Below are 21,660 nucleotides of genomic sequence, written 5' to 3' on the forward strand. Positions count from 1 at the left end.
CTTTCGCTTCACCCACCCTACGAGACAACGAAACGCGCGGTCAGGCCGCCTTCAGCCCAACATCCGGCAGACGCGGCCGGCTCTTGAGCGCCTTCACCATCATGGCCTCGACCTCGGCCTTTTCCTGCGGCAGCAGGGCGAGGCGGGGCGGACGGGTCAGCACCGTGCCGCGGCCCATGATGTGCTCGCACAGCTTGATGCACTGGACGAGGTCCGGGCGCGCATCGAGATGCAAGAGCGGCATGAACCATTCGTAGAGTGGCATCGCCTCGGCATAGCGTCCCGCCTTGGCCAGGCGAAACAGTGTCTCGCCCTCGCGCGGGAAGGCGTTCGACATGCCGGAGACCCAGCCCACGGCGCCCATGGCGACGCTCTCGACGATGACGTCGTCGAGGCCTGCGAACAGCACGAAGCGGTCGCCGACCATGTTCCTTGTGTCGATGAAGCGGCGCGTGTCGCCGGAGGAATCCTTGAAGCAGACGACCGTCTCGACGTCGGCGAGCGAGGCGAGGATGTCGGGGGTGACGTCGTTCTTGTAGATCGGCGGGTTGTTGTAGAGCATCACGGGAAGGTCCGTCGCGGTGGCGACGGCGCGGAAATGCGCGGCGGTCTCGTGCGGCTTCGACGAATAGACCAGGGCCGGCATCACCATGACGCCGTCGATGCCGACGCGCGCGGCTTCCTTCGCCGTCTCGACCGCGAAGGCCGTGGTGAACTCGGCGATGCCGCACAGCACGGGCACGCGCCCGGCCGCGACGGATTTCGCCGTCTCCATGATCGCGACCTTCTCCTTGCGATCCAGCGACGTGTTCTCGCCGACGGAGCCGCAGACGATCAGACCGGAGACGCCGTCGCGGATCAGTCCGTCCATCACCTTCGCGGTCGCGTCGATGTCGAGCGAGAGATCGTCGTGGAATTGCGTGGTGACGGCCGGGAAGACGCCTTCCCAGGAAACGCGGCGGCTCATGGTCTTACTCCAAGTAAATTTCGCCGGCGGGGGGCTGGGGCCGCCGGCTGTGGTGAAGAGGATGGCGGGCGGGATCAGAGCGTAGCGCCGACCTTGCGCAATTCGGCGAGGACCGGAGCCTTGGGCAGCCAGATATTGTCGAACTCGGCAATGACTGCCTCGGTGTCGCCGGCCGGCACCTGGCGGATCGGGATCGGCGCGCTCTTGAAGTTCTCGATCAGTGCGGGCTCATTGCCGGCGAGCTCGTCGATCTGCGCGTCCAGCGTCGACTTGACCGTCTTGGCGATCAGCTCGCGGTCGGCTGCGGGGAGCGACTGCCAGACCCGGCCCGAGACCACTGCGGCCATCGGCATGAAGACGGCGTTCATCTGGAGGATCACCTTCGAGACCTTGTCGAAGCGCTGGTTCCAGGAGAATTCGAGATCAGCCTCGAGGCCATCGACCTGGCCGTTGGCCATCGCGTCGAACACCTGCGGCGTCGGGATCGGTGTCGGCGCTGCGCCAAGCGAAGAATAGAAATCGCGATAGACCGGCGTCGGGTTGATGCGCAGCTTCATGCCCTTGATGTCGGCGAGCGAATTCAGGTCCCTGGAGGAGAACACGGCGCGCATGCCGGTGATGCCCCAGCCGAGCCCGATCGTGCCGGTCTCCTGCGGCAGCACGTCGAACAGCTTCACCGCCGCGGGATGCCGCACGAATTTCGCGACCGCCGGCGTCGAGCGGACGATGTAGGGCGCATTGATCGCGGCGATGTGCGGGACGCGCGAGCCGAGCTCGGCGGCCTGGATGAAGCCCATGTCGAGCGCGCCGGACTGCAATTGCTGCATCATCGCGGGCTCGTTGCCGAGCTGGCCGGAGTGGAACACGGTCAGCGTCAGCCGGCCGCTGGTGGCGGCCTTGAGGTCGTCGCCGAATTTGAGTGCGGCCTTGTTCCAGGAATGGCCGTTCGGCGTGATCAGGCCGAGGCGGAATTCCTTGGCCTGGGCGAGCGCCAGCGACGGCGCGAACACCGATGCGGCGGCGCTGGCGGCGAGAAGGCGGCGACGAGAAAGCGGCATGGTCGGGCTCCTTTTGGACGGGCCTATTTGACGAGGATCAGCGAGAGCGAAGGGAAGAGCGAGAGCAGCACCAGCAGGACGCAGGAGATGACGAAGAAGGGCAGCGTCACCATGAACATCTTGCCGGGCTTGGCGCCGGTGACAGCGGCCGCAACGAAGAAGCAGAGCCCGACCGGCGGTGACAACAGGCCGAGCACCAGGTTGATCACCACGACGACGCCGAAATGCCGGGGGTCGATGTGATAGACGTCGGTTGCGACCGGCAGCAGGATCGGCACCGTCATGATCAGGCCGGGAATGCCGTCGATGACAGTGCCGATCACCAGCAGGATGACGTTGCAGATCAGCATGAAGCTGATCGGGTCCTTGGCCGCCGACTGGATCCAGCCGGCGGTCTCCTGCGGAACCTTGCCGAAGATCAGGACCCAGGAGAACACCGCGGCGGCGGCGACGAGGAACAGCACGATGGCCGAATAGATAGCACTGCGCAGCATCATCTGCGGCAACTGGGAGAACTCGAACTCTTTGGTCCAGTATTTCCCGACCAGGGCAGCGGCCACGGCGCCGACCGCGGCGGATTCCGTTGCGTTGGCGAGGCCGCCGAGGATGGTGCCGACGATGACGATCGGGATCAGCAGGGTGGGCGACGTCCGCAGGATCGTCATGACGCGCTGGCGCGGCGTCTGATAGTCGGCGCGGGGATAATTGTAGATGTATCCCATCAGCGCGATGACGAGGCAGAACATCACGGTCAGGATGACGCCCGGCACGATTCCGGCGATCAGCATGTCGCTGACCGAGACCTGCGCGAGCACGCTGTAGACCACGAACATGACCGAGGGCGGGATGATCGGCCCGAGCATGCCGCCATAGGCGGTGAGGCCCGCCGCAAAGGTCTTGTCGTAGCCCTTCTTCTCCATCTCCGGCACCATGATCTGGGCCATGATCGCGACCTGCGCGGTCGCAGATCCCAGGATCGAGGAGATGAACATGTTGGCGAGGATGTTGACGTAGGCGAGCCCGCCCTTCAGCGAGCCGACGAAGGCCATCGCCATGTCGACGATGCGGCGGGTGATGCCGCCGCCGTTCATGATCTCACCGATCAGGATGAAGAGCGGAATGGCAATCAGGCCGTAACTGTCGACGCCGCCGAACAGCTGGAGCGGATAGGACTGGAACAGCACCGGATTGCCGGATGCGGCGATATAGACGAGGCCGGCGAGGCACAGGCAGAGCCCGATCGGCACGCCGACCAGCATGATCGCGACGAAGGCGGCAGACGTGATCATCAGTTGACCCCGTCGAGCTCGGAGAGCTGGAAGCCCCTCAGCGGCGTGCGCGGGACCAGCTCGAGATCTTCAAGTAGATTGGCGAGGCCGTGAATGGTCATCGACACCGCGAAGATCGGCAGCGTCAAATAGAGCACCCAGGTCGGCCAGTTCAGCGTCTGGGTGTGCTCGGTGTAGAGGAAGTTGAAGGTTTCGGCCGCGAGCTTGCGCCCGTCGAAGCCGGCGCGTGCGAGCCCGATCGGGTCCATCCAGAGCACGCAGGTGACGATCAGGGCGATGCCGAACACGACGACGAGACCTGTCGAGATCACTTTGGCGATCTTCTGGTGCTGCGGCGAGAGACGCTCCGTCAGCATCGTGACGGCGAAGTCCAGCCGCAACCGCGTCATGGCGGAGGCGCCGATGAAGGTCAGCCAGACCACGCAATAGACCGCGGATTCATCGATCCAGTAGATCGGGAAATGCGAGTAGCGGGTGACGACGTTCACCAGGATCAGTGCGGTGAGCAGGTACATCAGGCCCATCAGCGCCAGACGCTCGAAGGCCAGCAGCGCGCTCGACGCCCTGATCACAATCCGCCGGGCGCTGAGCGCGCCCGTATCCGGCATCGTCCCTTCGATCATCAAAGGCCCCAATCCCCCGTCAGAATTCTCGTGCCAAGGCAAAATGTATAATTTATACATTTTGGGTGTCAAACGGAGATTGCGGTCATTTCGGCGGCAGGACGCGCTTTTGCTGGGCACCTGGTTTTGTGGGGGGCTGGCTTTTGCTGGCGCCCTCAACATGCAAGAGAGGGACCGCTTTCTGCCGGACGAGTCGCGAAGAAAGACGGAAGGTCAGATGAAACAGCCTCTGAAGCATCGCACCCTGTCGGCTGCGATCGTCGACCAGCTCCGGCAGGCGATCCTCGACGGCACCTATCCGGCGGGATCGCAATTGCGCCAGGATGCGCTTGGCGATGCCTACGGCGTCAGCCGCATTCCGGTGCGCGAGGCGCTGTTCCAGCTCGAGGCCGAAGGGCTGGTGCGCATTGTTCCGCAGAAGGGCGCCATCGTCTCGGAGCTGTCACTGGACGAGATCAACGACGTGTTCGACCTCCGCCGCATCCTGGAGCCGCGCTTGCTGGCGCAGTCGGCGCCGCGCTTCACCGCGGAGGATTTCGCGGGGCTCGACGACATCCACAAGAGTTTCGAGAAGGCGATCAAGGCGCGCAACGTCAGCGAATGGGGCCAGCTCAACGCCGACTTCCACATGGCGCTCTACGTCCACGCCCCGCAGCCGCGCACGCGCGCGATCGTGCTGTCGCTGCTCCAGACCAGCGACCGCTACACGCGCCTGCAGCTCTCCAACACCAAGGCGATGGGGACGGCCGAGAAAGAGCACGCCCACCTGATCGCGCTCTGCCGCGCGCAGAAGGTCGATGAGGCCTGCCGGTTTTTGGAGCGGCACATCGAGGCCGTGCGCAAGGATCTGTTGCAGGTCGTGGCCGGCAGCACGATCGCGCCGAAATCACGGCGGAAGGAGAAATCGTAGGGTGGGCAAAGGCGCATAGCGCCGTGCCCACCGTCTAGGCGTCGTACATTCTGGTGGGCACGCTACGCTTTGCCCACCCTACGGAAGTTGCGATTGCCGCTACCTGCTCCCGTCCGGCCCCATCACGAGATCCGGCAGCGCGGTCGATATCCCCGGCACGAAGCACAGCAGCAGCACGGCGAGCATCATCAGCAGCACGAAGGGGAGGGTGCCCCAGATCACCTCGCTGAGGGGAATATCGGGCGCGACGTTGCGGATGACGAAGATGTTCAATCCCACAGGTGGGTGGATCAGCCCCATCTCCATCACGATGGTCATGACCACGCCGAACCAGATGATGTCGAAGTTCGCGGCGCGTAAGGGCGGCAGGATGATCGGCGCGGTCATCAGGATGATCGAGACCGGCGGCAGGAAGAAGCCGAGCACGACGACCATGACGAGGATCGCGAACAACAGGCCCCAGCGCGGCAGGTGCATCGCGACAACGGATTCGGCGACCGATTGCGAGATGTGCAGATAGCTCATCACGTAGGAATAGAGCAGCGACATGCCGATGATCATCATCAGCATGGTCGATTCCCGGATCGTCGACTTCATGATCGGCGCAAGGTCGCTCGGCCGCCACACGCTGTAGATCGCGGCGATCAGCCCCAGCGCGAGGAGGCCGCCGAGGCCGGCGGTCTCCGACGGCGTGGCATAGCCGCCATAGAGCGCGATCATGACGCCGGTGAGCAGAAGCACGAACGGGATCACACGCGGCAGCACGCTGAAACGCTCGGCCAGCGTGTACTCGTCGCGGGCGAGAATTGCGGCTTCCGGTCCGCCTTTCCTGTAGATGGCCTCAGCGGCTGCATATTCCCGGCGGAAGCGGATCACGGCATAGGTGCCGAACAGGGACACCAGCAGCAGGCCCGGCCCGATGCCGGCGAGGAAGAGACGCCCGAGTGACTTTTCCGCCGCGACCGCGAACAGGATCATGGTGATCGAGGGCGGCAGCAGGATGCCGAGCGTGCCGCCGGCGGCGATGATGCCCGCGGCAAAGCCGCCGGAATAGCCGCGCTTGCGCATCTCGGGGATGCCGGCCGAGCCGATTGCCGAGCAGGTCGCTGGGCTCGAGCCCGCCATCGCCGCGAATAGCGCGCAGGCGAACACGTTGGCGACGCCGAGCCCGCCGGGGACGCGATGCAGCCAGGCATGCAGGGCCAAATAGAGATCCTGGCCGGCACGCGACTTGCCGATCGCCGCGCCCTTCAGGATGAAGAGCGGGATCGACAGCAGCGTGATCGAGGCCATTTCCTCGTAGACGTTCTGCGTCACCGTATCGAGGGAGGCCGACGGCATGTAGATGCCCATGAACACGACCGCGACCGCGCCAAGTGCGAAGGCGATCGGCATGCCCGAGAACATCACGACCAGCGTCGCAATCGCGTAAGCTAGGCCAATACCGAAAACGCTCATGGACGCCTGGCTCCTGCGAAAGGCAGCGCAAGCTGCACGAGAATTTGGACGCAGAGCAGGCTCATGCCGAGCGCCATCAGCGAATAGGGAATGGCGAGTGGCGGCGACCACATCGAGTTCGAGACCTGGCCGTCGACATAGGCCTCATGGGCCAGCGTCCAGGATTTCCATGTGAAGAAGGCGCAGAACATGAATGTCGCGGCATCGACCAGCCAGAGCCTGATCCGGTTCGCCAGCGGCGAGAGCAGGCCGACGAAAGCCTCGATGCCGATATGACCGCGGTTCTGCTGCACATAGGCGGCCGTCATGAAGGTCGCGCCGACCAGCAGGAACACGGCGGCCTCGTCCTGCCAGTAATTGGCGGCCTTGAACAAGGCGCGGCTCAGCACGCTGTAGCTCAGGATGGCGCAGGCCGCGACCAGCGCGATCGCCGCGAACACGACGATGATGCTGTTGAGGATGGCGAGACCGCGATCGATCGCCGCCGCAAGGCCGGTCCTTGCGGCAGCGTTGGCCTGGTCGTCACGATCCGGAAGCGGACCGTGGCTCATGCCGCGACGTCGGTGGCGAGCTTGAGCAGGTTCGCGGCGGTCGCGGTCTTGGCGCCGTAATCCTTCCACGCGGTGTCGCGGGCGATGTCGCGCCACTTTCCGACGGTCGCGGCATCGAGCACCGAGACCTTGGCGCCGGCCTTCTCGTATACCTTTGCGACCTCGACGTCGTCGTCCTGCGCGCCCTTGCGGCCGAAGACTTCGAGCTCGGCGCCAACTGCGAGCAGCACGTCCTGCTGGTTCTTCGGTAGCTTGTCGAAGATCGCCTTCGACATCATCAAGGGCTCGAGCATGAACCAGTAGGAAGCGCCCGCGCCCGAGGTCAGCGACTTCGCGACCTCTTCGAGCCGGAACGAGATCAGGCTGGTGGAGGAGGTGAGAGCGGCGTCGCAGGCGCCGGTCTGCATCGCCGCGTAGATTTCGTTCGAAGGCACCGACAGCACCGAGGCGCCGGCGGTCTGGAGCACCATGTCCATCTCGCGCGAGCCGCCGCGCACCTTCATGCCTTTGGCGTCTTCAGGCGCGACGATAGGCTTGGAGCGGCTGGCGAGGCCGCCGGCCTGCCATACCCAGGTGAGCAGGATGATGCCCTTGTCGGCGAGGAAGTCGGAGAGCGCCTTGCCGACCGGCTCCTTCTTCCAGCGCATGCCCTGGTCGTAGGTGGTGACGAGGCCCGGCATCAGGCCGATATTGGTCTCCGGCAATTCGCCGCCGGCGTAAGGCATCGGATAGAGCGAGATATCGAGCGCGCCCTTGCGCATCGCGGAGAACTGCGCGTTGGTCTTGATCAGCGAGGAGTTCGGATAGATCTCAGCGGCAATGTCGCCATTGCTGCGCTTGGCGACTTCGGCGGCGAACATGCGGCAGAGCCGGTCGCGGAAATCGCCCTTGTCGATGGTGCCGCCCGGGAATTGGTGCGAGATCTTCAGCGTGGTCGCGGCATGCGCGGTGCCAGTGCCGAAGCGGAGAATGGCGGGTGCCGCGACGGCGGTCGCGAGCAGGTGGCGGCGCGTGAGCATGGTGTGATTCCCTTGGACGGTTCTTGTTTGGTGTGATTTGGGTCAGGCCTTGTGAGACCGGTGCCTGGGCCCATCCTAGCCGGTCTTTCGCCCGATGTTCTCTCATCTGATAGTTCGAGACCGAATGCCGCGGCAAGTGTCGGCCGTGCTGCGCTGCACACTTCTGGTCCTCCTAGGCCAGGCGGAACGAGGGACGGCGGCGGCGCGCAGAAATTTATCAGCGACCGCGTAACAACGCCGCGTGGCAATCCGTCGAGATTGAATAGCGGCGTCCGTCGCTGACAAACACCATCTCGAAGGGAAGACCAATCATGACCATTCGCACCCGCATCGCGCTCGGCGTCTCGGTTGCCGCTCTCTCGCTTGGCCTCGCACTGTCGCCGGCCGCCTTTGCCCAAGACAAGATGGGCGACAAGATGGGCAAGGAGGACGGCATGATGAAGAAGGACACCATGTCCAAGGACGGCATGAAGAAGGATGCCATGACCAAGGACGACGGCATGAAGAAGGATCACATGTCGAAGGACGGGATGAAGAAAGACGACGGGATGATGAAGAAGAACTGATCTTCCATCGTCGCGGGAGGCGTTTGCGCAAGGCAGACGCGCGCTCTCGAAAGTCCGGAGCGGTCCCGTGGACCGCCCCGGAGCGATGTCTCAGCGCAAGTTCAACTGAATGTGACTTGTGAACGTTACTTGCGCTTGGCCTTGCGGGCGGCGTAACGGGCGTCGCGCTTGGCCTTCTGTTCGGCCTCGAGCGCAGCCGCTTGGGCGGCCGCTTCCTCGGCCTCACGCGCAAGTCGCGCAGCTTCCGCGGCCTTGGCTTCTTCCTCAAGGCGCTTCTGCTCGGCCTTTTCCGCCTCGCGCGCAGCCTTTGCCTCGGCGCGCTTGGCCGCGAGCGCCTCACGCTCGGCACGCTTCGCCGCAACCGACGGATCATCCGGTCCCGGTTGGGATTTGAATTTGTTCAAAAGATTTTTGCGGGCGTCCTGCGCCGCCTTTTGCCGGTCTGCGAAACCTGGTTCCCTGAATCCACTCATCGACGAGCCTTGTCTTCCTCGCTTTCGACCCTACATCACTGCGTGTTGGTACGTCGGCTGGGCATAGCAGGCGCCACGCGACGCAGATGCGTGTACATCGCCGCGCGTCGCAACGCCACCCAAATCGCAGCCGACCAGGTAGACGAAAATCGCCTCCCGACGATCCTCGTAGCCCGGAAAAACTGCCGAATTGTGATGTCCCTCATAAGGGAGCACGCGGAGCGGCGCCTAGCGTCCGCGCCAACGAGACGGAGCACGGGCATGATGATCTTCCGATTGAGCCTGAAGGCGCTCGCAATCACCGTCGCTGTCGCCGCCTTGGCCGGCGCCGCGTTCCTGCTCGCCCGTCCGCAGCCGATCGAAAGTGCCGTCCTGGGCGCCGACTGGGAGTGCAGCCAGACCGCGTTCGTGCTCACGACTTGCGCACCACGCGTCCGTGAGGCGATCCCCGCGGTCGAAACCTCGCGCAAGGATGCGATCCGGGCGACCCGAGGCTGAACCGGAACTTGCGATGTGACGCGTCGCCGCAGAGGTGTTAAAGCCGGCTCGCCTCCGTGATCATCCCGTCATGACCAAGCCCGAGTCTGAGCCCAATCCCGAACCCAAGCCTGAACTGGGTGAGGGGCCCAAATCCCCGCCAAGACCTCAATCCGGTGACAACCGCCGCGGCGCGGTCGCCGGCCTGATCATCGCGATCGTGATCCTCGGCGTCGGCTGGTGGCTGGCCCGCGATCTCACCGCCGCCAGCAAGATGCAGGACTGCCTGATGTCGGGGCGAAGCAATTGCAACGTGATCGAGCCGGCCCGCTAGAAGTCCTCCAACGCTGTCCTCTGCAGCTCTTTGGGCCGAAAAATCGCCGTGATCTTAATCATTTGTAACGGGACTTCGCCGATCAGGCAGGTCAGTTATGTCAGCCGGCATCAGCCCAGCGCGCAGCGAATCGTCTATCGCGCTGGGACCACGGCAATCGAAAGAGTAGGGGGGCAAGCACGCATGAGTGCGTCCAGCAGCAAGAAGATCATCATTCCCTTGGTTTCGGCCATGTCGTTGCTCGCGCTCTCGGCGCAGGCGCAGGAAGCCAGGCCACCGAGGGACGCCGGCCAATTTCCGGCAGCGCCAGCTCCGGGCTTACCGTCCCAGAACAACCAGAACATGCGCAAGGGCCCGCCGCCGCAGCAGGCGGCCCGGCCTGCGCCGCAGCCCGGCGGCCAGCCCCATGCGGGCCCCGGGGCCGGTCCGCACAATGCGGGCGGCCCGCCGCCCGGACGTAACTACGCCAGGGGGCCCGCACCGGCGCGCGACTGGGGCGGACACGCCTATCGCGGCCACGTCGCCTGGGATGGCGGGCGCTGGCGCCACGAGGTCCACAACGGCCGCTCCGGCTGGTGGTGGGATGTCGGCGGCGTCTGGTACTATTATCCGGGGGGGGGGGGGGGGGGGGGGGGGGGGGGGGGGGGGGGGGGGGGGGGGGGGGGGGGGGGGGGGGGGGGGGGGGGGGGGGGGGGGGGGGGGGGGGGGGGGGGGGGGGGGGGGGGGGGGGGGGGGGGGGGGGGGGGGGGGGGGGGGGGGGGGGGGGGGGGGGGGGGCATCGTCGGCGGCGTGCTCGGCGGTCTGCTCTCGGGCAACGCGACGGGCGCGGCCGCGGGCGCCGTGATCGGCGGCGCCACCGGCGCGATCGCCGGTGCTACGGCTGCCTCGCGTCCCGGCTACTACCTGGCCGAGGGCAATTGCTACTACCGCTATCCGAGCGGCCAGTATGTGCAGGCCGATCCTCGCGCGTGTTACTGAGGGTCCAGGCAGCTCTGAAATGAAGAGGCGGGCGAAAGCCCGCTTCTTTTTTGTCCGGGTTTGTCGTCTTGGCTTGGCGCCGCGGCGGAACGACTGATTGCCGCGCGCCTACGACACCAGCCAGGTCATGAACGCCATGAGGCCCCAGACCAGGCCCGCGATCCAGGCCAGCATCACGATGCCGATGGTCGCAAGAAAGGTGACGCCGAACGCGTCGGACCTTTTTCGCGGTGTGGGGACGTGAGCCTCAGCTGCTGCTTCTCGTGTCATGACCGCAAGACCACCCGTGCCTTCTCCCGTCTTTGGGAGCGCTGAGATGTTCTAGCCGAGACGCCGGGCGCAGGCTGTGACGCAATTCACATCCGTCCGAATGACGCCGAGTCTCACGGGTTCGTGCGGTATGGCGTCGCACGGTCGCCGTGGGGCGCGTTAAAACCGCGGGTGCAGTTTCATATGATGCACAATTTAAGCGTGTTGAAATCGCTCACGACAACGCTGATTATCCGCAATCATACGGACGAAATTGCCATGCACTTGTCCAGATCGGACGGCTAGAATCCGCCCATGTGTAACAAGTACGATCCACAGCACGAAGCCGAGGCGGCAATGAAGCGCGCCGCGGCATCAGAAGGCCCGGACCGGCAGAGACTCATCGAGCTCGCCATTGCCTGGCATCAGCTGGCACGCGACCGGCGCGACGATGAACCGACGGAATAGTCGGATCAAGCCGACGACTGCCGGCCGAATCCTTGAGCCTGCGATCCACCGCAAGCGACGTTACACGCCGCGATCGATTCCTGCCGGTTTCGACCCGTGCTCGTAATCCTGGATGCATGGTCGATCCGCCGAACGGCGATTCTGGTCGCTCCCGCCCGCCAGCGAACGAACGGCGAAGGCCAGCTGATGCTGGCTCGCCGCGACGTTCATAATGGAAGCTTGTGCCGCCTCGAGGTGTTTGGCTATCCCGCTGGAGTTCAAGTCCACGCCCGCATCGATCGCCAGAAACGACATTGCGCCGACGGCAATTCCGGACGCGACAGCCATTCTTGTCCATTCAGATGACGGCATCACAAAACCTTCGACACCTTTTCTGCATGCCGGATAGGTAGGATTCTCTCGCCGCCTGGACAGGTCCGCGCACGCTTTGTTGAAGTGCGCTGGATCTGCAAATCACGCCGCCACGGAGATCGCGGGCCGGGGTGATTTCTGGCTCTCGTCGGCTCGGCTCAGCCCGAACGAAGCCAATCCGCTCGGAGAGTGTTAAGACTGGCGATCCCAGCAGGACTCGAACCTGCAACCCGCGGAGTAGAAATCCGCTACTCTATCCAGTTGAGCTATGGGACCGTCGTGAGGCCGCTCTTGAGCCGGCCTCGGCTACCGTCTGCCGGTCTTCTATCACGCCAAATATGAAAAATCCGCACGTCCGCCAAGCCTGAACCGAACCGTTTTCCTCAATGGCGCGACAAAACGGAACGGTGGGGTGTCAGGGTGCCGGGTTGAGCGGCAGCGGACCGGACGATGGATCACATCGCCGGGAACGCTGAACAGCTTCCGGGACACGGCCGCCGGTCGACCGGCTAGATATTGCTGCGCCATCAGGACGGCGTGCGCGGCGGTATCTTGATCGGTCTCCTCTGGGCCTGCCTTGTCATGGCGAATGCGACGTTTTGCACCTCTGGTTCCATCGCCTTGAGTCCGTCACCTTTCCACGCATTTCATGCGACAAGCGGCGTTCGTCCGCGATTTCCGGGAGTCCATCCATGATCGGTCTTGTTCGCGCCGTCACAATCTGCGCCGCGCTGGCGCTCGGCCTTTCGGCTGCGCAAGCCGCCGACAAGGCTTTCAAACGCGACGATCTCGCCGATTCCGCGATCAAGCTCGAGGCGCAGATCAAGAGCGAGGCGGGACCGGTCGCCAAGACCAACGCGACGCTGCGCACGGATGCTGACGCCGCCTTCCGGCGCAATGATTACCGTGCCGGCCTGTCGGTGCTCGGCCAGATTGCGGCCACGACGCCTGACGATGCCGGCAACTGGCTGCGGCTTGCCAAGGTGATCTTCCAGATCTGGCCGAAGAACTCGACCGAGCAGACGTTCCTGCTGGAGCGCGCCTCGACCGCCGCCTACATCGCCTACCAGCGCGCCGGCAATCCGGGCGAGGAGGCCGACGCGCTCGCCGTGCTCGGCAAGTCGCTGGCTGAACGCAAGCTGTGGCGGCCGGCGCTGGACGCGCTGCGGCTGTCGCTCGACATGCGCGAGGTCGCCGACGTCCGCGGCCAATACGAGAAGATGCGCGACGAGCACGGCTTCCGCCTGCTCGACTATACCGTCGATTCGGATTCGGCCAGTCCGCGCGCCTGCTTCCAGTTCTCGGAGGAGCTCGCCAAGCGCACCGACTTTGCGCCGTTCCTCGCGCTCGCGGGCCAGGACAAGCCGGCGCTGTCGGCCGAAGGCAAGCAGCTCTGCGTCGACGGCCTGAAGCACGGTGAGCGCTACAACATCAACCTGCGCGCCGGCCTGCCGTCCACGGTGAAGGAGGGGCTGCCGAAATCGGCCGAGTTCAACGTCTATGTGCGCGACCGCAAGCCCTTCGTGCGCTTCACCAGCCGCGCCTATGTGCTGCCCAGGACCGGCCAGCGCGGCATTCCCGTGGTCAGCGTCAACACGCCCGCGGTCAACATCAACGTCTTCCGGATCGGCGACCGCAACCTGATCAACACGGTGGTCGACAGCGACTTCCAGAAGACGCTGTCCAAGTATCAGCTCAGCGATCTCGGCGACGAGCGCGGCGTGAAAGTCTGGACCGGCGAGCTCGCGACCGCGATGACGCTGAACCAGGACGTCACCACGGCATTCCCCGTTGACCAGGCACTGGGCGAGCTCCAGCCGGGCGTCTATGTCATGACCGCGGCGGCCAAGGGGCCGGGCTCGGACGACGAGTACCAGCTCGCCACGCAATGGTTCATCGTCTCCGATCTCGGTGTGTCGGCCTATTCCGGCAACGACGGCATCCACGTGTTCATCAACTCGCTGGCCTCGACCGATCCGGTCGGCAAAGCCGAGGTGCGACTGGTCGCGCGCAACAACGAGATCCTGGCCACCCGCAAGACCGACGATTCCGGTCATGTGCTGTTCGAGGCCGGCCTTGCGCGCGGCGAGGGCGGCCTGTCGCCGGCGATGCTGACGGTGACGGGCGAGAAGGCCGACTATGCCTTCTTGAGCCTGAAGACCTCGGCCTTCGACCTCAGTGACCGTGGCGTGGCGGGCCGCGTGGTGCCTGTTGGCGCCGATGCCTTCGTCTATGCCGAGCGCGGCGTCTACCGCTCCAGCGAGACCGTCTATCTCACCGCGCTCTTGCGCGACGGGCAGGGCAATGCCGTCACCGGCGGGCCGATGACCCTGGTGGTCGAGCGCCCTGACGGCGTCGAATACCGCCGCGCCGTACTGTCCGACCAGGGCGCCGGCGGCCGCACGCTGTCCGTGCCGCTCAACTCGGCTGTGCCGACCGGGACCTGGCGAGTGCGTGCCTTCACCGATCCGAAGGGCTCGTCGGTCGGCGAAACCACCTTCATGGTCGAGGACTATGTCCCCGACCGGATCGAATTCGACTTGTCTGCCAAGGACAAGCTGATCAAAGCTAACGCTCCAGTGGAGCTTAAGGCCGACGGTCATTTCCTCTACGGCGCACCCGCCGCGGGTCTCCAGCTCGAAGGCGACATGCTGATCGCGCCCGCTTCGGAACGTCCGGGCTTTGCCGGCTACCAGTTCGGCGTCGCCGACGAGGAGACCACCTCGAACGAGCGCACGCCGCTTGAGAACCTGCCCGAGGCCGACGCCAACGGCGTTGCCACCTTCCCGGTGACGCTGGACAAGCAGCCGGCCTCGACCCGCCCGCAGGAGGCGCAGATCTTCGTCCGCATGGTTGAGACCGGCGGCCGTGCCGTCGAGCGCAAGCTGGTGCTGCCGGTCGCGCCCGCGAGCGCCCTGATCGGCGTCAAGCCGCTGTTCGGCGACAAGAACGTGGCCGAAGGCGACAAGGCCGAGTTCGATGTCGTGTTCGTCTCGCCCGAGGGCAAGGCGTTGCCGCGTGACGGCCTGCGCTACGAGCTCCTGAAGATGGAGTCGCGCTACCAGTGGTATCGCCAGAACAATTACTGGGAGTATGAGCCGGTCAAGTCGACCTCGCGCGTCGCGGACGGCGACCTCACCATCGCCTCCGACAAGCCGTCGCGGGTCTCGCTCAGCCCGCGGCCCGGCCGCTACCGGCTCGACGTCAAGTCGAACGACGCTGACGGCCCGGTGACCTCGGTGCAGTTCGACGTCGGCTGGTATTCCGACGGCAGCGCCGATACGCCGGACCTGCTGGAGACCTCGATCGACAAGCCGCAATATGCCTCCGGCGACACCATGACGGTGTCCGTCAACGTGCGCAGCGCCGGCAAGCTCACCGTCAACGTGCTCGGCGACCGCCTGCTGACGACGCAGACGATCGACGTCAAGGAAGGCACCGCCCAGGTGAAGCTCCCGGTCGGCAAGGACTGGGGCACCGGCGCCTATGTGGTGGCGACGCTGCGCCGTCCGCTCGATGCCGCCGCCCAGCGCATGCCGGGCCGCGCCATCGGCCTGAAATGGTTCGGCATCGACAAGCAGACCCGCACGCTGAGTGTGAAGCTGACGCCGCCGGCGCTGATCCGGCCGAACGCGATGCTGAAGATCCCGGTCAGGCTCGACGGGCTCAATCCGGGCGAGGACGCCAAGATCGTCATCGCCGCGGTCGATGTCGGCATCCTCAACCTCACCAATTACAAGCCGCCGGCGCCCGACGATTACTATCTCGGCCAGCGCCGCCTTTCCGCGGAGATCCGCGATCTCTACGGGCAACTCATCGACGGCATGTCGGGCACGCGCGGCCAGATCAAGTCCGGCGGCGATGCCGGCGCGGCCGAGCTCCAGGGCTCGCCGCCCGCGCAAAAGCCGCTCGCGCTCTATTCCGGCATCGTCACGGTTGGCGCTGACGGCACCGCCGAGGTGAGCTTCGACATTCCGGAGTTCGCCGGCACCGCGCGCGTGATGGCGGTGGCGTGGACCGCGACCAAGCTCGGCCGCGCCAACACCGACGTCGTGATCCGCGATCCCGTCGTGCTGACCACGACCTTGCCGCGCTTTCTGCTCAATGGCGACCACGGCACGGTCAACCTCGAAATCGACAATGTCGAGGGCCAGGCCGGCGACTACGTCATCAACGTGAAGACCAGCGGCCCGGTGAAGATGACCGGCAATCCCGCGACCACGGTCAAGCTCGCCGCCAAGCAGCGCAACGCGTTCTCGCTTGCGCTCGATGCGACCGCGGCGGGACAGGCGACGCTCGACGTCGACATCAAGGGGCCGAACGGGCTTGCACTCGCACGCCACTATGCGTTCGACGTCAAGGCGGCGACGCAGGTGCTGGCGCGGCGTTCGATCCGGACGCTGGCGAAGGGCGAGAGCCTGACGCTGACCTCGGACATGTTCTCCGACCTCGTGCCGGGCACCGGCAGCGTCTCGGTCTCGGCGAGCCTGTCCACGGCGCTCGATGCGGCGACGATCCTGAAAGCGCTCGACCGCTATCCCTATGGCTGCTCGGAGCAGATCACGAGCCGCGCCATGCCGCTGCTCTATGTCAACGAGCTTGCGGCCGGCGCCCACCTCGCCATGGACACCGAGGTCGACCAGCGCATCCGCGACGCGATCGAGCGGCTCCTGGCGCGCCAGGGTTCGAACGGGTCGTTCGGCCTGTGGTCGGCCGGCGGCGACGATGCCTGGCTCGACGCCTACGTGACGGACTTCCTGACCCGGGCCCGCGAGAAGGGCTTTGCGGTGCCGGACGTGCTGTTCAAGAACGCGCTCGACCGCATCCGCAACTCCGTCGTCAACGGCAATGAGCCGGAGAAGGACGGCGGCCGCGATCTCGCCTACGGCCTCTACGTGCTTGCACGCAACGGCGCAGCTCCGATCGGCGATCTGCGCTATCTCGCCGACACCAAGCTGAGCAACCTCGCGACGCCGATCGCGAAGTCGCAGCTTGCGGCCGCGCTCGCGCTGGTCGGCGACCGCAACCGCGCGGAGCGGGTTTATGGTGCGGCGCTCGACAGCCTCGCGCCAAAACCCGTGCTGGAGTTCGGCCGCACCGATTACGGCTCGCAGCTTCGCGATGCGGCGGCGCTTGTCTCGCTTGCCAGCGAAGGCAACGCGCCGAGGGCGACGCTGACGCAGGCGGTGTCGCGAGTCGAGACCGCGCGCGGGCTGACGCCCTACACCTCCACGCAGGAGAACGCGTGGCTGGTGCTGGCGGCGCGGGCGCTCGCCAAGGAGAACCTGTCGATCGAGGTCGACGGCCAGCCGGTCAAGACCGCGCTCTATCGCAGCTACAAGGCGGACACGCTGAGCGGCAAGCCGCTGAAGATCACCAACACCGGCGATGCGCCGGTGCAGGCGGTGGTCTCGGTGTCGGGCTCGCCGGTGACGCCGGAGCCGGCGGCCTCCAACGGCTTCAAGATCGAGCGCAATTACTTCACGCTCGACGGCAAGCCCGCCGACATCAGCAAGGTCAAGCAGAACCAGCGCTTTGCGGTGGTGCTGAAGATCACCGAGGCCAAGCCGGAGTACGGCCACATCATGGTGTCCGACTATCTGCCGGCGGGCCTGGAGATCGACAATCCGAAGCTGGTGTCGTCCGGTGACAGCGGTACGCTGGACTGGATCGAGGACGGCGAGGAGCCGGAGGATACCGAGTTCCGCGACGACCGCTTCACGGCGGCTGTTGACCGGGCCTCCGACTCCAAGTCGGTCTTCACCGTCGCCTATGTTGTCCGCGCCGTTTCGCCGGGTAAATACGTATTGCCGCAGGCTTATGTCGAGGACATGTACAACCCCTCGCGCTACGGGCGGACGGGCACGGGGAATGTCGAGGTACGGGCGGCGAAGTGAGTGGAGCGCAGGTGAGCGAAGCCAACCAAGTGTCTCGTCATTCCGGGATGGTCCGAAGGACCAGACCCGGAATCTCGAGATTCCGGGTTCGGCTCTTCGAGCCGCCCCGGAATGACGGAGAAGGAGGGCGCACCACCATGCGCATCCTTTCCGTCCTCGCCCTCACACTCATCCTCGCCATCACCGCCTTCGTCGGCTGGGTCTACTCCCTCGGCCCGCTCCCGCTCGACGAAGCGCGCCAGGTCTCCACCACCATCGTCGATCGCAACGGCAAGCTGCTGCGGGCCTACGCCATGGCGGACGGCCGCTGGCGGCTTCCGGTCGACGCCAGGACGAACGTCGATCCGATCTATCTCAAGCTGCTGCTCGCTTATGAGGACCAGCGCTTCTATGCCCATGACGGCATCGATCCGCTGGCGCTGGGCCGCGCCGCGTTGCAGCTCGGAACGCGCGGCCAGATCGTGTCCGGCGGCTCGACCATCACCATGCAGCTGGCACGGCTGATGGAGCCGCGGCGGCAGCGCTCGCTCTATGCGAAGCTGCGGCAGATGGTCCGCGCGATCGAGATCGAGCGGACCCTCAGCAAGAGCGAAATCCTCGACCTCTATCTCGCGCTCGCGCCGTATGGCGGCAATCTCGAAGGTATCCGCGCCGCCTCGATCGCCTATCTCGGCAAGGAGCCGAAGCGGCTCTCGCTGGCTGAAGCCGCATTGCTGGTGGCGCTGCCGCAATCGCCGGAGACGCGCCGGCTCGACCGCTATCCCGATGCGGCGCTCAAGGCCCGCGACCGCGTGCTCGACCGCATGGTCGAGGAGCACGTGGTCAGCCTCGATGACGCAAAGCAGGCCAAGGCCGTGCCGGTGCCGAAGCTGCGCAAGCCGATGCCGGTCCTGGCGCCGCATGCGTCCGACACCGCGCTTGCGACGGTCAAGGATACGCCCGTCATCAAGCTGACGCTGGACGCCAATCTCCAGAAGGTGCTGGAGCCGCTGGCCCGCGACCGCGCGGTTGCGCTCGGTGCGAACATCTCGGTCGGCATCATCGTGGTCGACAACGAGAGCGGCGACGTGCTCGCGCGCGTCGGCTCGGCTGATTATTTCGACGAGAGCCGGGCAGGGCAGGTCGACATGACGCGCGCCATCCGCTCGCCAGGTTCGACGCTCAAGCCCTTCATCTACGGCCTCGCCTTCGAGGACGGCTTCGTCCATCCCGACAGCCTGATCGACGACCGGCCTGTCCGCTTCGGCTCTTACGCGCCGGAAAATTTCGACATGACGTTCCAGGGCACCGTGCCGGTGAAGAAGGCGCTGCAATTGTCGCTGAATGTGCCGGCGATCGTGCTGCTCGACCGCGTCGGCGCGAGCCGGCTGGCGTCGCGGCTGCGGCAGGCCGGCGGCAATCTCATCCTGCCCAAGGACGAAGCGCCAGGGCTTGCCATGGGGCTCGGCGGCGTCGGCGTGACGCTTCAGGACCTTGCGCAGCTCTATGCCGGGTTTGCCCGCCTTGGAACCACCAAGCCGCTGCGCGAGGTCGTGGCTGCCAAAGACGACCGCGAGCCGCTGCGGCTGCTCGATCAGGTCGCGGCCTGGCAGGTCGGCAACGTGCTGCTGGGTACGCCACCGCCGGAAAACGCCGCCCACAACCGGATCGCCTTCAAGACCGGCACATCCTACGGCTATCGCGACGCTTGGTCGGTCGGCTTCGATGGCCGCATGACCATCGGCGTCTGGGTCGGTCGGCCCGATGGAGCGCCGGTTCCCGGCCTGATCGGCCGTGTCGCCGCCGCGCCCATCCTGTTCGACGCCTTCGCCCGGACCGGTAAGACGCTGGCCCCGATGCCGAAGCCGCCCAAGGGAACCCTGGTCGCCAGCAACGCCAAGCTGCCGCTGCCCTTGAAACGGTTCCGCCCGGTCGGGGAACTGGTGCGGACCGGCAGCGAGCAGGCGCTGCACATCCAGTTCCCGCTGAACGGCTCGCGGATCGACGTCGATCGGTCGGGTGGCTCCGAGGCCGCAGCCATGCCGGTTAAGGTCGCCGGCGGCGTTCTGCCCATGACCGTCATGGTTAATGGCACGGCGCTCGGCGAGATCGACGGGCGCCGCCAGCGCCTGATTGATCCGCCCGGTCCGGGCTTTGCGCGGCTCACTGTGATCGATGCCACTGGCGCCGCGGACACAGTTGTCATTCGAATTCAATGACCCGGCCTTAAGCGGTTGTCGGAATGACGGTTTCAGCGTAAGCGGAACCAATGGCCGAGACCTACCCAAGCCCCCGTTTTGGAGCCCCCCGCGAGCCGAAATCGCCCGTCAATCCGGGTAGCCGGCTGGTGTCGATGCTCGATGTCGTCACGGCTAGCCACGCCCGCGCGGTGGCCTTTCTGGTGCTGTGCGCGCTGCTGCTGTTCCTGCCGGGCTTCTTCACAATCCCGCCTGTCGACCGCGACGAGGCGCGCTTTGCGCAGGCCACCAAGCAGATGGTCGAGAGCGGCGACTATGTCGACATCCGCTTCCAGGAGGACGTCCGCTACAAGAAGCCGGTCGGCATCTACTGGCTGCAATCCGCGGCGGTTGAAACCGCCGCGGCGCTCAAGCTGCCGAAGGTCGAGTTGCGGATCTGGGTCTACCGGCTGCCGTCGCTGCTAGGGGCGATCGGCGCCGTGCTCATGACCTATTGGGCTGCGCTCGGCTTCGTCACGCGGCGCGGTGCGGTGCTCGCAGCGCTCTTGATGTGCGCCTCGGTGCTGCTCGGCGTCGAGGCGCGGCTCGCCAAGACCGATGCGATGCTGCTGTTCTGCGTCACCGCCGCGATGGGCGCGATGGCGCGGGCCTATCTGTCCTGGCAGCGCGCCGAGGACGAGACACATCCGCCCTGGAGCTGGCCCGCGATCTTCTGGACCGCGCTCGCCGTCGGGATCCTGATCAAGGGGCCGCTGATCCTGATGTTCGCCGGCCTGACCATCGTCGCACTGGCGATCCAGGACCGCGATGCCTCCTGGCTGTGGAAGCTGCGCCCGCTCTGGGGCTTGATGTGGATGCTGGTGCTGGTGCTGCCCTGGTTCGTCGCGATCTTCTGGCGCGCGGGCGATGCCTTCTTCGCGGACTCCGTCGGCGGCGACATGCTGAGCAAGATCGGCGCGCAGGAATCCCATGGCGCGCCGCCCGGACTGTACCTCGCGCTGTTCTGGATCACCTTCTGGCCGGGCGCACCGCTCGCGGCGATGGCGGCGCCTGCGGTGTGGCGGGCGCGGCGTGAGCCCGGTGCGCAATTTTTGCTGGCCTGGCTGGTCCCGTCCTGGATCGTGTTCGAGGCGGTGCTGACCAAGCTGCCGCATTACGTGCTGCCGCTGTACCCGGCGATCGCGATCCTGACCGTGGGCGCGCTGGAGCGGCGCGTGCTGTCGCGCTCCTGGCTGATGCGCGGCTCGGCCTGGTGGTTCGCGATCCCCGCGGCCGCCTCGATCATCGCGGTGGTCGGCGCCGTGATGCTGACGCGGCAGCCGGCTTTCGTGGCCTGGCCGTTCATCGCGGCGTCGCTGATCTTCGGCCTGTTCGCCTGGTGGCTGTTCGACACCAACCACGCCGAGCGCTCGGTGCTGAACGCGCTGGTCGCAGCCTTGATGCTTGCGGTCGTGGTCTACGGCATCGTGCTGCCGTCGCTGACGCCGGTGTTTCCGAGCATCGAGGTCGCGCGTGCTCTGCGCAACGTCACCTGCGTCGGACCGAAGGCGGCCGCCGCCGGCTATCACGAGCCGAGCCTCGTGTTCCTGACGGGCACCCAGACGCTGCTCACCGACGGCTCGGGCGCGGCGGACTTCCTGCGGCAGGGCAGCTGCCGCTTCGCGCTGATCGAGCAGCGCTCGGAGCGCAGCTTCGTGCAGCGCGCCGAGGCGATCGGGCTGCGCTACAAGGTCGGCGCCCGCATCGACGGCTACAATTTCTCGCAAGGGCGCGCGATCTCGATCTCGATCTTCCGCTCGGAAGGCACCGAATAGG

General features: G+C 65.9%; 19 protein-coding genes and 1 tRNA gene. 9 read left to right on the plus strand and 11 right to left on the minus strand.

All coding sequences use genetic code 11. The annotated features are described in order from the left end of the window. Positions 1-40 precede the first annotated feature (40 nt). The 4 genes from WN73_RS38680 to WN73_RS38695 form a co-directional block, all read right to left on the minus strand. A complete protein-coding gene (locus WN73_RS38680; protein WP_271557473.1) occupies positions 41-967 on the minus strand; it encodes a dihydrodipicolinate synthase family protein in 927 nt (308 codons plus the stop codon). Positions 968-1,041: 74 nt separating this feature from the next. Beyond that, entirely contained in the window at positions 1,042-2,025 is a 984-nt protein-coding gene (locus WN73_RS38685; protein WP_271557475.1) for a TRAP transporter substrate-binding protein, read from the minus strand. 23 nt (positions 2,026-2,048) lie between these two features. After that, the gene (locus WN73_RS38690) at positions 2,049-3,314 is read right to left on the minus strand and encodes a TRAP transporter large permease (RefSeq protein WP_011087197.1); all 1,266 of its coding nucleotides are present in this window, start codon (positions 3,312-3,314) and stop codon (positions 2,049-2,051) included. Next, complete coding sequence (locus WN73_RS38695; RefSeq protein ID WP_271557924.1) at positions 3,314-3,922, minus strand: TRAP transporter small permease; 609 nt, start codon at positions 3,920-3,922, stop codon at positions 3,314-3,316. Before WN73_RS38695 ends, WN73_RS38690 begins: the two co-directional genes overlap by 1 nt. 232 nt (positions 3,923-4,154) lie before the next feature. Between WN73_RS38695 and WN73_RS38700 the strand changes: the two genes are divergently transcribed. Continuing rightward, a complete protein-coding gene (locus tag WN73_RS38700; RefSeq protein ID WP_271557478.1) occupies positions 4,155-4,847 on the plus strand; it encodes a GntR family transcriptional regulator in 693 nt (230 codons plus the stop codon). A 99-nt stretch (positions 4,848-4,946) separates the two neighbouring features. Here WN73_RS38700 and WN73_RS38705 read toward each other — a convergent pair whose 3' ends face one another. The 3 genes from WN73_RS38705 to WN73_RS38715 are packed head-to-tail and all read right to left on the minus strand — an operon-like array spanning position 4,947 to position 7,875. After that, complete coding sequence (locus WN73_RS38705) at positions 4,947-6,305, minus strand: TRAP transporter large permease (RefSeq protein WP_011087200.1); 1,359 nt, start codon at positions 6,303-6,305, stop codon at positions 4,947-4,949. Continuing rightward, the gene (locus WN73_RS38710) at positions 6,302-6,856 is read right to left on the minus strand and encodes a TRAP transporter small permease (protein ID WP_060912279.1); all 555 of its coding nucleotides are present in this window, start codon (positions 6,854-6,856) and stop codon (positions 6,302-6,304) included. The genes WN73_RS38705 and WN73_RS38710 overlap by 4 nt, the downstream gene beginning before the upstream one ends. After that, positions 6,853-7,875 (minus strand): TRAP transporter substrate-binding protein, encoded by a 1,023-nt coding sequence (locus tag WN73_RS38715; protein ID WP_011087202.1) that lies wholly within the window; start codon positions 7,873-7,875, stop codon positions 6,853-6,855. Before WN73_RS38715 ends, WN73_RS38710 begins: the two co-directional genes overlap by 4 nt. A gap of 311 nt (positions 7,876-8,186) precedes the next feature. On the opposite strand from WN73_RS38715, the gene WN73_RS38720 reads away from it, so the two are divergent. Beyond that, positions 8,187-8,441, plus strand: a complete 255-nt coding sequence (locus tag WN73_RS38720; protein ID WP_028171344.1) for a pentapeptide MXKDX repeat protein — start codon at positions 8,187-8,189, stop codon at positions 8,439-8,441. A 125-nt stretch (positions 8,442-8,566) separates the two neighbouring features. On the opposite strand, the gene WN73_RS38725 is transcribed toward WN73_RS38720, so the two are convergent. Next, positions 8,567-8,914 (minus strand): DUF6481 family protein, encoded by a 348-nt coding sequence (locus WN73_RS38725; protein ID WP_028171345.1) that lies wholly within the window; start codon positions 8,912-8,914, stop codon positions 8,567-8,569. A gap of 261 nt (positions 8,915-9,175) precedes the next feature. Between WN73_RS38725 and WN73_RS38730 the strand changes: the two genes are divergently transcribed. The 3 genes from WN73_RS38730 to WN73_RS38740 all read left to right on the plus strand — a co-directional run bounded on the left by WN73_RS38730 (position 9,176) and on the right by WN73_RS38740 (position 10,703). Then, the gene (locus WN73_RS38730) at positions 9,176-9,412 is read left to right on the plus strand and encodes a hypothetical protein (protein ID WP_028171346.1); all 237 of its coding nucleotides are present in this window, start codon (positions 9,176-9,178) and stop codon (positions 9,410-9,412) included. Between the two features lie 70 nt (positions 9,413-9,482). Beyond that, positions 9,483-9,725: a hypothetical protein gene (locus tag WN73_RS38735; RefSeq protein WP_028171347.1), complete on the plus strand. Its 243-nt coding sequence runs from the start codon at positions 9,483-9,485 to the stop codon at positions 9,723-9,725. Positions 9,726-9,908: 183 nt separating this feature from the next. Next, positions 9,909-10,703: a hypothetical protein gene (locus WN73_RS38740; protein WP_271557485.1), complete on the plus strand. Its 795-nt coding sequence runs from the start codon at positions 9,909-9,911 to the stop codon at positions 10,701-10,703. A 108-nt stretch (positions 10,704-10,811) separates the two neighbouring features. Here WN73_RS38740 and WN73_RS38745 read toward each other — a convergent pair whose 3' ends face one another. Next, a complete protein-coding gene (locus WN73_RS38745) occupies positions 10,812-10,973 on the minus strand; it encodes a hypothetical protein (protein WP_011087208.1) in 162 nt (53 codons plus the stop codon). A gap of 294 nt (positions 10,974-11,267) precedes the next feature. On the opposite strand from WN73_RS38745, the gene WN73_RS38750 reads away from it, so the two are divergent. Next, positions 11,268-11,420 (plus strand): hypothetical protein, encoded by a 153-nt coding sequence (locus WN73_RS38750; RefSeq protein ID WP_165448158.1) that lies wholly within the window; start codon positions 11,268-11,270, stop codon positions 11,418-11,420. Between the two features lie 60 nt (positions 11,421-11,480). Here the strand turns inward: WN73_RS38750 and WN73_RS38755 are convergent, their stop codons facing one another. After that, the gene (locus WN73_RS38755; protein ID WP_271557487.1) at positions 11,481-11,747 is read right to left on the minus strand and encodes a hypothetical protein; all 267 of its coding nucleotides are present in this window, start codon (positions 11,745-11,747) and stop codon (positions 11,481-11,483) included. Positions 11,748-11,970: 223 nt separating this feature from the next. Beyond that, a tRNA-Arg gene (locus WN73_RS38760) sits at positions 11,971-12,047 on the minus strand. Between the two features lie 416 nt (positions 12,048-12,463). Between WN73_RS38760 and WN73_RS38765 the strand changes: the two genes are divergently transcribed. The 3 genes from WN73_RS38765 (at position 12,464) to WN73_RS38775 (ending at position 21,659) form a co-directional block, all read left to right on the plus strand. After that, a complete protein-coding gene (locus WN73_RS38765) occupies positions 12,464-17,668 on the plus strand; it encodes an alpha-2-macroglobulin family protein (RefSeq protein ID WP_271557488.1) in 5,205 nt (1,734 codons plus the stop codon). A 137-nt stretch (positions 17,669-17,805) separates the two neighbouring features. Next, a complete protein-coding gene (gene pbpC / locus WN73_RS38770) occupies positions 17,806-19,866 on the plus strand; it encodes a penicillin-binding protein 1C (protein WP_271557489.1) in 2,061 nt (686 codons plus the stop codon). 50 nt (positions 19,867-19,916) lie between these two features. After that, a complete protein-coding gene (locus tag WN73_RS38775; RefSeq protein WP_271557490.1) occupies positions 19,917-21,659 on the plus strand; it encodes an ArnT family glycosyltransferase in 1,743 nt (580 codons plus the stop codon). The last annotated feature ends 1 nt before the right edge of the window (position 21,660 follow it).

This window comes from Bradyrhizobium sp. CCBAU 45394, from assembly GCF_028128655.1.
GTDB lineage: Bacteria > Pseudomonadota > Alphaproteobacteria > Rhizobiales > Xanthobacteraceae > Bradyrhizobium > Bradyrhizobium diazoefficiens.